We start from the raw sequence: 13,156 nt of genomic DNA, 5'->3' as shown, positions 1-13,156 counted from the left end.
CCGCACCGGCGCGGGCAGCGATCAGCGGACAGCGGACAGGCAGAGCCGGCAGGCAGGCGCGGGCCAGCGGGCAGAGGCACGTAACGCGGCAGATGCTTGCGGCCCAGCCCACCACCGCGTCTACCAGGCAGCGCTGATGACAGCGCGCTGACGACACTGGCGGGTACGAGACGTGCGCCTACGAAGCTCCCGGCGCGGGTCAAGAGCCCTGCGGCGGCTGTCCTGCGGACGATCCGTGCGGCGGCTCCGGAGACTGCACGGGCCGTGCGGCCGGTGCGGGCTGCCCGGACGGCTGTTCAGATGGCGCAGGCTGCTGCCCGGGCGGCGCGGGCTGTTCCGGCTGCGCTCCCCACGAGCTCTCGCCCTCATGCGCTGCCCCCGGTCCGGCCGCGAGGTGCTCCGCCTCCTGCGGCTCGGGGTCGCGTGGGCCCCACAGCCCGCTGAGGATGAGCTGCATCACCATGGCGGCCACGGGCCAGGCCAGCAGCGCGCCCTTGGCCTTCAGTTCGAGTGGCCCGTCGAAGGGCACCCGGTTGCCGGCCTCCCGCGCGCTGACCGCCAGATCCGTCTCCGGGCCGAGCCGGACTCCGAGCCGCCAGCCGAGCCAGGAGGCGAGCAGGCCGCCGATGGCCAGGGCGAGCACGAGCGGCACCCCGCCGGTACGGCGGAACCAGAAGACGAGCGCGGCCGTTAGCAGCCCCAGGCCGAGCGCGATCAGCACGAACGTGCCGTCGCCGCCGATCGCCTCCTCGCCCTCGGAGTTCTTGAGGTAGACGACATTGCCATCGGCGACCATCTGCACGCGCGGCGCCAGCCACACCCACAGCAGGCCAAGGATGACGCCGGCAACAGCGACGGCGACCGTGATGATGGCCGCGTCCCGAAGTTCGGACCGCGTTCCGGGCCGCGCGCTGGACCGCCCGGCGCCGTGCGCTCGCCCGGCGTGCGGGTCATCGGCAGCGGCCGGGGGCCCCGACTGCGGCTGCGACTGCGCAGGGGGCTGCGGGCCGGAGTCCGGTGAGGGCTGGTCGGAGGGTGTCAACGGTGCGGTCACTCCGTCATCGTGCCAGGTGGGGGGTGTACGTGGGTCGGCAGGCGGCCCACTGCGCTGCGTCACTGCACCGCCGCCTTGCGGTAGGCCCAGGTAGCGGCGGCCAACGATACGACCCCCACCGCCGCACAGACTCCGAGGTTGATCCCCACGGCCAACCAGTCGGTGTGCGTGTCGAAGGAGTGGGCGAGCGCCTCCACACCGTACGTGGAAGGCAGCAGATCGCGGGCGAACTGCACCGGCGCGGGCATCCGTTCGGGGGGCAACACGCCGAGCAGCAGGGCAGCGGACATGCCGAGTTGCCCGCACAGCGTGGCCAACTCGGGGCGGGGTGCTAGGAGCCCAAGGGCCGCGCCGAGCCCGGCGAGCGCCGCCCCGGACAGCGGAATCACGGCGAGCAGCACCCATAGGTGCATCATCGGCAGCCCGAACAGCATGCTTCCGACGACGGCCGTGACGATGGTCCCGGGCACGGTGAAGGAGGCGTACGCGCCGGCGGCGCCGAGCACCACGGCCGCCGGTGGCACCGGCAGCGTCGCGTAGTGATCGAGCCCGCCGCTGGCCCGGAGCTGCCCGAAATACTGGGCGAGCAAGTTGAGCGCGACGAACGCGACGACCAGGACGCTGGCCCCGGCGACCACGGCGCGCGCCTCGCTCCCACCGTCCACGACCCCGCGCATCATGACCATGATGCCGATGGACTGGAAGGTGGCCACGAACAGCAACGGGATACGGGCCACTCGGGCCCGCGACAACTGGGCCCGATACACAGCGGCAAGCGCGGGCAGCAACCGCGCCCGCGCCGCAAGCGGGGCCGCCTCGCGCACCCCGGCATCGGCACCGGCGTTGGCGTCGCCGCCCGGCTCGGCTGCGGCACGGGCGGGCACGGCCTCCGCAGACACGGCACTCACGTTGTGCGGCTCCTCTTCAGTACGTTCCGTACGAGCTGACCAGCGACGGCGCCATGCGCTGCGCAGCGGCCCGATGCGCTGCGCAGCCTCCCGCACCCTGTCACGCGCCCCGCCTCCCAGTCCGCCGCCCGACCACTGTCGTCCCGTGCTCGCTGCCCCGACCGGACGGCTCACGCCTTCACCAGGCCGTCCGTACCTTGCGTGCGCCCACCCAACGCCAGGTAGACGTCCTCCAGGCTGGGCGTGGTCAGGGTGAAGTCGTCCAGGGCTGCGAAGGCCGGGCCGCCGGTCACCGCGGCGATCACCGCGCGTGCCTCTTCCGGCGCCAGCCGCAGCGTCCAGCGCCGCCCCGCCGCGCGGGCGGCGTCCTGGAGTGCGGCGACCTCGGGCACATCCAGCGGCGGCTGATCGCGCCACACGAGATCGACCCGTACATCACCGGCGACGAGCGCCTTGAGCCCGGAGGGCGTGTCACAAGCGATGACCCGGCCGTTGTCCATGACCGCGACCCGGTCCAGGACCGTCTCGGCCTCGATGACGTTATGGGTGACCAGCAGCACGGTGGTGCCGCTCTCGGCCCGTCTGCGGTCGATGGCCGACCAGACGGCGCGGCGCGCGATGGGGTCCATGCCGGTGGTCGGCTCGTCCAGCACCAGCATGGGGCGCTCGCCTACCAGCGCCGCCGCCACGCAGGCCAGCCGCCGCTGCCCGCCGGAGAGCTTCTTGATCGCCCGGCCGGCGATGGGCGCCAGGCCGAGTTCGTCGAGGACGGCATCCCGCTCGGCTCGGGCTCGGCGAGCGTCAAGCCCGCGCAGCCGCCCGGTCGTCTCGGCGGCCAGCGCGACGGTCAGTTCATCGAGGGCGGTGGATTCCTGGCCCAGATAGCCGACGAGACGCGAGGCCCGGTCCGGATGCCGTACGAGGTCGTGGCCGAGCAGATCGACGCTGCCTTGCTCCGGCTTCAGCAGCCCGGTGAGCTGACGGACCAGCGTGGACTTCCCCGCACCGTTGGGCCCGAGCAGTCCAAAGATCTCGCCCCGCAGCACGTCGAGGTCGATGCCGTCGCTGGCACGAATGGCGGGCCCCTGGGGGGCGCCGCGGCGGGCGCGGGCGGCTGGGTACGTCTTGACGAGGCCGCGCACCACGCACACCGCGTCGCTGCTCGCCGTCTTGCCCCCGGAGCCGCGCTCCGTCTGTTTCGCGCCCGTCCTCACGAGCTATGAGGGTACGCGCCTTGAGGTCACCGCCCTGCTTCGGGGCCGCTTCGGCACCCTTCCGTCGCCACCCGGAACCCGCCCGCAACGGTGTCAGCACCCGGTGAGCTACGACGGCTATCAGCCACCGCCACACGCGCCCGGGCGACGGTCGGGCGGCGCGGTCCATGGCACATCCGACGGCGAATGGGCCAATGAGTTGGCGCAGGTCACCGCCCGCAGCGCGGCACAAGACGGCGCAAACCGTGACGGAATTGCGTCGGCGGCCTCACGAGATGGTGCCGAATCACACCGAAATCAGCGCTCGCCCCCGCGCGACAGGGCGGGTTCCGGGGTGGCTACTGCACGGCGGGGGCGTGATCTACCGCCATCCGAGTGTCGATTTCACGCCAGAAGCCGGCTCGGATCGCGTAGCGGTCGTGTTCGTCAATCTGGTCGTCCTTGTGCGCCAGCAGCCCGAAACGGGCCGCGTAGCGCAGCAGTTCGCCGTCGATACGGTGGGGAATGCGCGGGTACTCCGTGGAGAGCTGTTGAACGTGCACGGAGTCCGAGAGCCGCTCGATCCAGCGCCTGGCGAAGACCTGCCCGACCTCGAAGGGGTCGCCGCTGACGGCGGTGATGTCCTCTTCCCGGTCGGCCCAGCGCTGTTCGGCCGTCGTGAGCTGGGCCAGCATCGGCAGCGAGGCGGTCTCGGAAGGTTCGCCGGTGGCGGCGGCCGTGCCCCGCTCCACCCACCCCTTGTCCGATGACCAGCGCAGCGTGGCGGTAGCTACCGGCTGGGGAGGCTGGGAGCCCGCGGCGCCGAGGGCCGCCGCGCCCGGCCGCCCGAGCCCGGCGAGGTCTTTGGGCGTGGGGACGCCGCCCCCCTTGCTGCCGCTGCCGGCGGTGCCGTCAGCGGGAGTCGTTTCGGTGGCCGCCGCGGAGTCGGCGTCCCGCTGGTCGGTGCTGGTGGACCCGGCGGGCGCGGGGCGTGCCGTGCCGTTGCGCCCGGTCGGGCGGCTGGTCTGCGATCCGGCGGCGGCAGCGGCAGCGGCGGCGGCCGTCTCGGGTAGCGGTGCGGAAAGGATGGCGGCGATCTCGGGGCGGGGCTCGGAGCTGGACGCACAGGGACCGCCGAGTTCCTTGGCCCGTACCGCCTGGGTGATCCACGTTCGATCGAGCACGCGCCGCTCATCGGCCTCGGCGACCAGGTCCTCGGACTGGTTGTAGTCGCCGTCAGCGGCCTGGACCGCCCACAGGTGCACGGCTACGCCGTGTTCCTTGGCTGACATCAGACCGGGCAGCAGATCGCCGTCTCCCGTGACGAGAACGATGTCGGAACACGCTCGGTTGCGGGCGAGTTCCGTCAGTTCCGCATGCATGGCGGCGTCCACCCCCTTCTGCGCCCAACGGCCGTCGCTGCGGGTCAGAGCCCCGAGTCGGACGGTGACCCGAGGCATCACGCGCAGTCGGCGGTGCTCGGGCTGCGGCACTCGATCGGGGGCGCCGTCAAACCAGTAGATACGCAGCAGCGGCCGTTCCGTGTCGGCCTCGGCGCGGTCGCGCAACCCCTTGATGAGGGCGGTGTGATCGACGGTGATGCGGGAGCGGGCAGGTTCCCCGGCGAGCAGGCTCGCGGCGGCGCCCAGCAGATACCCGGCGTCCACCAGGACGACGCAGCGGTCCACGTTCCACCCTCTTTCCTCACGGTCCAGTGTGCGGCAGCCCCCCGGCACAGCCCTGCCCCGGCATTTTGCCTCGGCTTTCCTTTGAGTCTGCCCGACCGTACGAGGGTTATCAGCCCGAACTCGATCATCGGCGTGGCGGATACGGAAGGCCCTAGCCCATCGCGCCGTTCACACAGGGTAATTGCCCGAAATGCAGGCTTCTGATGGTCGTGCCAGGGTGTTTTTCCAGGGGGTAACCCTCTCACTGGAGGCACGACGATGGGCAAGCACAAGCGCGAGCGAAATCAGCAACAGAAGGCCAGCGCCGCCGAACGCAGCCAGCAGCAGGCCCAAAAGTCCGCTGTGGAGGCACAGTCCCCAGGCCAAGCGCAGGCACAGGGAAGCCCGGCGGATGTGGCCCGCAAGCATCAGCGCAGGTTCGGACACAACTGATTTCCCGCATCAGCGCGGCCACCGCCGACCGACCGACTCCGCCCTCACCATGCCCCTCACAAGCCCCTGTGAGGACTCTCCCGTCCCACGAACGCGACGCAGCTAAGTACGCGGCGAGCAATGACCGAGCCGCCCTGCATACGCGGTGCCGGCACGCGAGAAATCGTAGGAAAAGCACGGCAGTAACCCGGGGCAACAGAGGAAAAGGGCCCGTAAAACACAAGGAAAAACTGCAAGAAAGAGCTCAAAAAGGGGGCGCGTTCACGAAAGAACGCGCCCTCTTCCGATGCCTCCACCACCACGCTACGCACGGCCGCTACTCCTGCACCGTGGCCACTGGCATCACCATCACCACCAACACCACCGGCACCGGCACCGGCACCGGCACAGCCGACGCGCCGTACGGCCGCCGCCCCCGGCCCCGGCCACCCACTCCCCGGTAGCGGGGGCGCGAACGACCGGGCTTGTCGTTACGCGCCCAGGCAGGACGGGCCGAGCAGCACCTTCAAGTCGCCGAAGAGTGCCGGGTCGGCGGTGACCCGGTGCCGGTCGAGCCGCAGCACGGTGGTCTTGCGCGCGCCCTGGAGCTTGATCCGCACCTCGGTGGAGCCGCGGTGATGGGTCAGCACCTCGCCCAACTTCTCCACCAGCGGCGGAGTGACCTTCACGGTGGGGATGGTGATGGTGACCGGCGCATTGGCGGACGCCTCAGACACATCGGGGACCATCATCTCCATGGCGACCAGCCGGGGCACGTCCTCACGCTTGTCCAGCCGGCCCTTGACGAAGACGACGACGTCCTCGATCAGTTGGGTGGAGACGAGTTGGTAGGTGGCGGGGAAGAACATGCACTCGATGGAGCCCGCGAGGTCCTCCACGGTGGCGATGGCCCAGGCGTTGCCCTGCTTGGTCATCTTGCGCTGGAGGCCGGAGATGATGCCGCCGATGGTGACGATCGCACCGTCCGCGTGCTCACCGCCGGTGAGCTGCGAGATCGCCGCGTCGGCCTTGTCATTGAGCACATGCTCGATGCCGAACAGCGGGTGGTCCGAGACGTAAAGACCGAGCATCTCCCGCTCTTGGGCGAGCAGATACGACTTGTCCCACTCGATGTCGGAGAACTCCACGTCGAGTCCGAAGCCAGGCGTGTCGTCGCCGCTGTCATCCCCCATGCCGCCGAAGAGGTCGAACTGCCCCTCTGCCTCCTTGCGCTTCACCGCAACCACGTTGTCGATCATGACCTCGTAGTGCGCGGTGAGGCCCTTGCGGGTGTGGCCCATCTCGTCGAAGGCGCCGGCCTTGATCAGCGATTCAGTGGTGCGCTTGTTGCAGCAGACCGCCTCGACCTTGTCAAGGTAGTCGGGGAAGGACGCGAACTTCCCCTTCGCCTTGCGGCTGCGAATGATCGAATCGACAACGTTCTGGCCGACGTTGCGCACGGCGGTGAGGCCGAAGAGGATCACGTCGTCACCCTGCGCGGCGAAGTTCGCCTCCGACTCGTTGACGTTCGGCGGCAGCACCTTGATGCCCATGCGGCGGCACTCGTTGAGGTAGACCGCGGACTTGTCCTTGTCGTCGCGCACCGAGGTCAGCAGCGCGGACATGTATTCGGCCGGATAGTTGGCCTTGAGGTAAGCGGTCCAGTACGTGACCAGGCCGTACGCCGATGAGTGCGCCTTGTTGAACGCGTACCCGGCGAAGGGGACCAGCACGTCCCACACGGCCTGGACCGCCTCGTCCGAATAGCCGCGCTCGCGGCAGCCCGACCGGAACGGAATGAATTCCTTGTCGAGGACTTCCTGCTTCTTCTTACCCATGGCACGCCGCAGCAGGTCGGCCTGTCCCAGCGAGTAGCCGGCGAGCACCTGCGCGGCCTTCTGTACCTGCTCCTGGTACACGATGAGGCCGTAGGTGATGCCGAGGACCTCCTTGAGAGGCTCCTCAAGCTCCGGGTGAATCGGGGTGATCTCCTGCTGGCCGTTCTTGCGCAGCGCGTAGTTGGTGTGCGAGTTCATGCCCATGGGGCCCGGCCGATACAGGGCCGAGACGGCGGAAATGTCCTCGAAGTTGTCGGGCTTCATCAGCCGCAGCAAGGACCGCATCGGGCCGCCGTCGAACTGGAAGACGCCCAACGTGTCGCCTCGGCACAGCAGTTCGTAGGTCGTCGGGTCATCGAGCGGAAGCGAGAGCAACTCGATGTCGATGCCCTTGTTCCGCTTGATGAGCTTGACCGCGTCATCCATGATCGTCAGGTTGCGCAGGCCCAGGAAGTCCATCTTCAGCAGGCCGAGGTCTTCACAGGTGGGGTAGTCCCACTGCGTGATCGTCACGCCGTCGGAGTGCCGCACCCAGACCGGAACGTGGTCGGTGATGGTCTCACTGGACATGATCACGCCGGCCGCGTGCACACCCATCTGCCGCACCAGGCCCTCGACACCCTTTGCCGTGTCGATCACCTTCTTCACGTCCGGCTCGTTCTCATACATCGCCCGCACCTCGCCCGCCTCGCTGTAGCGCGGGTGGGAGGGGTCGGTGATGCCGGCGAGATTGATGCCCTTTCCGAGTACATCGGCCGGCATGGCCTTGGTGATGCGGTCGCCCATCGCGTACGGATAGCCGAGCACCCGGGACGAGTCCTTGATGGCGTTCTTCGCCTTGATCGTGCCGTACGTACCGATCATCGCGACCTTGTCGGCCCCGTACTTCTCGGTCACATACCGAATCACCTCGGCGCGCCGACGCTCGTCGAAGTCGATATCGACATCGGGCATCGACACCCGCTCGGGGTTGAGGAACCGCTCGAAGATCAGCCCGTGCTCGATCGGGTCGAGGTCGGTGATCCCCAGCGCGTACGACACGATCGAACCGGCCGCCGAACCGCGCCCGGGGCCCACCGCGATCCCGTTGTTCTTCGCCCACATGATGAAGTCGGCAACCACCAAGAAGTACCCCGGGAACCCCATCTGAATGATGACGCCCATCTCGTACTCGACCAGCTTTTGCCGATCCTCGGGAACTCCTGCCGGATAGCGCCGGGCCATGCCTCGCTTGACTTCCTCCTGGAACCAGGAGACTTCGGTGTAACCATCGGGCACATCGAAGCGGGGCATCAGGTCACGCTTTTTGAACCAGCCTGTCGTATCGACCTGTTCGGCCACCAACAGCGTGTTGGCGCACCCCTCCTGCCATGCGTCGGATGAGTCCACCGCATACATCTCATCCGTGGACTTGAGGTAATAACCCGTCCCATCGAACCGGAACCGGTCCGGGTCCGAGATGTTCTTCCCCGTCTGAATACACAACAACGCATCGTGGGCGGCTGCCTCATGCGCATACGTGTAATGCGAGTCATTGGTCACCAGCGGCGGGATACCCAGCTTCTTCCCGATCTCAAGCAGGCCGTCCCGCACCCGCTTTTCGATATCCAGGCCATGGTCCATCAACTCCAGGAAGTACCGGCCCTTCCCGAAGATGTCCTGATACTCGGCCGCCGCCTTCAACGCCTCATCCGCATGCCCGAGCCGCAGCCGTGTCTGCACCTCACCCGACGGGCACCCGGTGGAGGCGATCAAACCCTCCGCATGCTGGGCGATCACTTCCTTGTCCATCCGGGGCCACTTCGTCAACCACCCCTCCTTGTACGCATCCGACGACAACCGGAAAAGGTTGTGCAGCCCCGTCTGGCTGGCCGCCCAGATCGTCTTATGCGTATAGCCACCCGAACCCGACACATCGTCGCGCTTTTGATGCGGCTGACCCCATTGAATACGCCGCTTGTTTCGCCGCGACTCGGGCGCCACATACGCCTCGATCCCGATGATGGGCGTAATGCCTGCCTTGGTCGCCTGCTGGTAGAAGTCGTAGGCACCATGCAGGTTCCCGTGGTCGGTCATCGCGATATGCGACATGCCCATCTGCTTGCACGCATCGAACATGTCCTTCAGTCGCGCCGCACCATCGAGCAGCGAATACTGAGTGTGCACATGCAGATGCGTAAAGGGCGGTTTGGCCACGGTGGAAGACCTCCGGCGAACAGTGGGTGACGGCTGTTCCCCTCCTCCCCGCAGGGTGAGTCAGGAGGGAAAGATGGCTCTGAAGTCTACGTCGAGCGACCGACACCATGCGGGCACTCGCGGATAGCCTTGCGCGTTGGTACCGGCGGAACAGCAGTTCCATGCGACGCACCCCAGGAGGACCAAGCGATGGCGACCGAGCACGGCCAGGCCGCACAGCGTGGCGAGCGGATTCTCGCCGTCTTCGACACCGCCTTCGGCGAGCTGCTCGCCGCCGATCCAGCGGCCTTCCGGGTCAAGTTCCGGAAGATGGCCGCCTCCGCGTTCGCCTTCTACCGGGGCACGGCCTGCCTGTTCTACGGCGATCTTGAGGACGAGCGGGACGGCGGTCCGTATCTGGACGAGCGCACCAGCCGGGTGTGGATGCACGGCGATCTGCACGCCGAGAACTTCGGCACGTACATGGATGCCAACGGTCGGCTCATCTTCAACGTCAACGACTTCGACGAAGCGTACGTGGGCCCCTTCACCTGGGACCTCAAGCGCTTCGCGGCCTCCGTGGCGTTGATCGGCTACACCAAGGCACTCAGCGACGAGACGATCACGGCGCTGGTGCGCGCGTACGCACGCGCCTACCGGGAGCGGATTTCGGCCCTCGCCTCCGGTGCCAAGGACGACGAGGTGCCACCGTTCACGTTGGACACCGCGGACGGGCCGCTGCTCGACGCGCTGCGCGACGCCCGCTCACTCACCCGATTCGGGCTGCTTGAGTCGATGACCGAGATCCGCGACTTCGAGCGCCGGTTCGCCGCGGGCGGCGGCTCCATCGAGCTGGACGCGGCCACCCGGTACAAGGTCCTGGCGGCGTTCGACGGCTATCTGGAGACGCTGCCGGAGTCCAGCTTGGACCGGCCCGACTCCTACCGGGTCAAGGACGTCGTGGGCCGCCGCGGGATCGGCATCGGCAGCGCGGGCCTGCCCTCGTACAACATTCTCCTGGAGGGCAACAGCGACGCCCTGGAGAACGACGTGGTGATCTACATGAAGCAGGCGCAGACCCCCTCCGTCGCCTCGCACATCACCGACGAGCGGGTCCGCAGCTACTTCCAGCACGAGGGACACCGCACGGTCATCTCGCAGCGCGCCCTTCAGGCGCACGCCGATCCGTGGCTGGGCTGGACCGAGTTGGACGGTTCGGGCCAGCTCGTGGCCGAGGTGTCGCCGTACGCCGTTGACCTGGACTGGTCGGACATCGACGACCTCGATGAGATCACCCAGGTCGTCGCCGACCTAGGCCGCGCCACCGCCACGATGCACGCGGCGGCCGACGACGAGAGCGGCCATTCGCTGGTGCCGTTCTCCACCGAGCGCGCCATCGACGCGGCGATCGCCGCCGATGAGGACGGTTTCGCCGACCTGCTGGTGGACTTCGCGCACTCCTACGGCGCGCGGGCCCGGGCGGATCACCAGATCTTCGTGGACCTCTTCCGCAACGGAGCCATCCCGGGTCTGTGACCCAGCCCCGCGGGGCAGCCAACGGTCGGCTCGCGCTGCTGGCTGCGCTGCCCCGTACGGGAAGCGCGAACGGCCCCATGGAGGTACGAGCCGGTCCCCAGGGGGCGCGAGCGGGCCCATGGAGGGTTGGGCGTGAGCCGATCCATGGGGGTAGGCCTAGACCACCTTGCACGAAGGCGGTGGTAGGCGTTGGGCGGGCGCTGCGGCAACGCGCCGGTGAGGGCCGAACCCGTGTCCGACCCCGCTATGGTTGCTCGCCATGCAGCCAGGTCAGCAGCAGCCCGGGGAAGAGCAGAACCCACAAGGACCGCCTCCCAGCCCGCCGTTCCCGCCTCCTCCGCCCGCTCAGCAGCCGGCGGCAGCGCAGCCAGGCCCCTACCCGCAACAGCAGCCGGGGCCGTACCCACAGCAGCCAGGCCAGTACCCGCAACAGCCGGGACAGTACCCGCAACCGCAGGGGCCCGGCGACCCGCAGTGGGGTCAGCCCGGGGTGCCCGCACCGCGCAAGGGCGGCTCGACGCGCCGCACGACCATGGCCGTCGTCGCGTCGATCGCCGCGATCGCGCTGGCGGCCACCGCGTTCCTTGTGCTGGGCAACGATGACGCAAACAGCGGCAGCAGCGCGAATGACGACACAGCAACCGCCGGAAAGCCGGCGCTCACGGGCGGCAACGACGGCGACGACGCCAGCACTTCGGGCGGCACCGGCGGTGATACGGGAGGCCCGAGCGGTGGCGCTCAGGAGCCGCCCGGAAAGCTCGTCAAGCCCGCGAACAGCACGGGCGTGGACGGCACCACGGTCATCATCGGCCCATCCGATGCCTCGGCGACCCTGGACGTCTACGAGGACCTGCGCTGCCCGCCGTGCGCGCACTTCGAGCAGAACGTCGGCGAGACCATCATCAAGGACGTCAAGGCCGGCAAGTACAAGGCGTCCTTCCACATGGCCACGTTCCTGGACGGCTCCATGGGCGGCAACGGCTCCAAGAACGCCCTCAGCGCCCTGGGGGCGGCCCTAGACGTCAGTCCCGAGGCGTTCCTCCACTACAAGAAGGCCCTCTACGCCCAGGGCAACCACCCCGAGGAGGGCACGGACGCCTTCGCGCAGGACTCCCACCTGTTGAAGGTCGCCGACCAGGTCCCCGAGCTCAAGACCAACACCAAGTTTCAGGCCCATGTGCGCGCCGGGACCTTCGATGCCTGGGCGCTGAAGATGTCCGCGGCGTTCACCGCCAGCGCGGTGCAGAGCACACCGACCGTCGAACTGAACGGCCAGAAGCTGACCGCGAACGGCATGGGTGCTCCGATGACCGCCGAGGAGTTCACCGCAGCGGTGGACGGGCGCATCTAGGTTTCGCGGCCACCGCTCGCGATGCGGCCAGGCGCGCGGCGGGCGCGGGCTGAAACGCCCGCCGCCCGCTCCCGCCACGACACCGTATGATCAATTCCGAAAAAGTAATGTGAAATACGCCACACCGGCGCGGCTGAGCGGCCCTGTCGCCGCGACCTGCACGGCGATGCCGAATCTTGACACGCCACTTATCCGCGCCCGTGGCACACTCTCGGGCGATGGACATATCGGCGGCACGGTTGCGAGCGGTGCGCGCAGCGCTGTTCACAGCGCTGTGCGTGACGCTGTCCGCTGCTTCCCATGTGCTGCTCTCCCGAGCCCCGCTCCCGTTGCCGATCATCGTGCTGCTGTGCGGTGTCGTCTTCGGCATCGCTTACGCGCTGGCGGGCCGTGAGCGCAGTTACGGTGCGATCGCCGCCCTGCTGATTCCGCTTGAACTGGCCGCTGACACCGTTTTTACCGCCGGTCAACACGCCTGTTACGGGCAGGCGGGCGGGCCCGTCGCAGGTCCGCTGCGCACGATGGGCGTAGATCTGCTGTGCCACGGCGGCGATGTCGGCTCCCCGCTGGCCCAACTGACCGCCGATGGCGGTAGCGCCGCCGTCACGGCCTCGGCAAGCGCTCATTCGGTGGCGCCCTGGCTGCTCCTCACCGCCCATGTGGCGGTTGGTCTGATCGCCGCCGCCTGGCTGCGCCGGGGTGAGGCCGCGCTGAGCCAAGTGGTACGGGCCCTCACCTCCTTCGCGTTCCGCCCGCTCCTGGTGGCGTTCGCCGCCGTCGTCACCGACCGGCTGCCCCGCTCGGCCACCCGCCCCGCGTGCCGTCCGCTGACCGCGCGCAGCCTGCCGCTCCTCCTGCACTCCGTCGTCAGACGCGGCCCGCCGCCCGTCTGGGCCCTGGCCTAAGCACAGCGCCCCTAGGCGCCCCGGGCACCGCGCCGCGTGCCGCCGCCATCTCGCGGACCTACGGCACTGCGCGCACCGGCGCATTGGCGATCACCGC

The 13,156-nt window shown here is 68.8% G+C and carries 9 protein-coding genes; 4 read left to right on the top strand and 5 right to left on the bottom strand.

The genetic code is table 11. From position 1 onward, the window contains the following. Positions 1-199: 199 nt before the first annotated feature. From FHS42_RS02555 to FHS42_RS02540, 4 genes are all read right to left on the bottom strand, one after another. Entirely contained in the window at positions 200-1,054 is an 855-nt protein-coding gene (locus FHS42_RS02555) for a hypothetical protein (protein ID WP_184568802.1), read from the bottom strand. Between the two features lie 59 nt (positions 1,055-1,113). Next, positions 1,114-1,962 carry an ABC transporter permease gene (locus FHS42_RS02550; RefSeq protein ID WP_376772503.1) on the bottom strand — a complete coding sequence of 283 codons (849 nt, stop codon included), beginning with the start codon at positions 1,960-1,962 and terminating at the stop codon, positions 1,114-1,116. A gap of 170 nt (positions 1,963-2,132) precedes the next feature. Further along, positions 2,133-3,113, bottom strand: a complete 981-nt coding sequence (locus tag FHS42_RS02545) for an ABC transporter ATP-binding protein (RefSeq protein ID WP_184569060.1) — start codon at positions 3,111-3,113, stop codon at positions 2,133-2,135. Between the two features lie 401 nt (positions 3,114-3,514). After that, positions 3,515-4,843 (bottom strand): NYN domain-containing protein, encoded by a 1,329-nt coding sequence (locus FHS42_RS02540; RefSeq protein WP_184568801.1) that lies wholly within the window; start codon positions 4,841-4,843, stop codon positions 3,515-3,517. A 258-nt stretch (positions 4,844-5,101) separates the two neighbouring features. Between FHS42_RS02540 and FHS42_RS02535 the strand changes: the two genes are divergently transcribed. Further along, on the top strand, positions 5,102-5,275 hold the full coding sequence (locus FHS42_RS02535; protein WP_184568800.1) for a hypothetical protein: 174 nt from the start codon (positions 5,102-5,104) through the stop codon (positions 5,273-5,275). 470 nt (positions 5,276-5,745) lie between these two features. On the opposite strand, the gene dnaE is transcribed toward FHS42_RS02535, so the two are convergent. After that, a complete protein-coding gene (gene dnaE / locus FHS42_RS02530) occupies positions 5,746-9,288 on the bottom strand; it encodes a DNA polymerase III subunit alpha (RefSeq protein WP_184568799.1) in 3,543 nt (1,180 codons plus the stop codon). A 189-nt stretch (positions 9,289-9,477) separates the two neighbouring features. On the opposite strand from dnaE, the gene FHS42_RS02525 reads away from it, so the two are divergent. The 3 genes from FHS42_RS02525 to FHS42_RS02515 all read left to right on the top strand — a co-directional run bounded on the left by FHS42_RS02525 (position 9,478) and on the right by FHS42_RS02515 (position 13,059). Then, on the top strand, positions 9,478-10,803 hold the full coding sequence (locus FHS42_RS02525; protein WP_221475951.1) for a DUF2252 domain-containing protein: 1,326 nt from the start codon (positions 9,478-9,480) through the stop codon (positions 10,801-10,803). Between the two features lie 259 nt (positions 10,804-11,062). Then, positions 11,063-12,154: a thioredoxin domain-containing protein gene (locus tag FHS42_RS38470; RefSeq protein ID WP_312866673.1), complete on the top strand. Its 1,092-nt coding sequence runs from the start codon at positions 11,063-11,065 to the stop codon at positions 12,152-12,154. 218 nt (positions 12,155-12,372) lie between these two features. Then, positions 12,373-13,059 carry a hypothetical protein gene (locus FHS42_RS02515; RefSeq protein WP_184568798.1) on the top strand — a complete coding sequence of 229 codons (687 nt, stop codon included), beginning with the start codon at positions 12,373-12,375 and terminating at the stop codon, positions 13,057-13,059. Positions 13,060-13,156 lie beyond the last annotated feature (97 nt).

Origin of the sequence: Streptomyces zagrosensis, assembly GCF_014203645.1 — a bacterium.
In the GTDB taxonomy this organism is placed as follows: Bacteria; Actinomycetota; Actinomycetes; order Streptomycetales; family Streptomycetaceae; genus Streptomyces; species Streptomyces zagrosensis.
The sequence above is the reverse complement of the archived record's forward strand: the minus strand, read 5'-3'. Positions and strand labels throughout refer to the sequence as shown.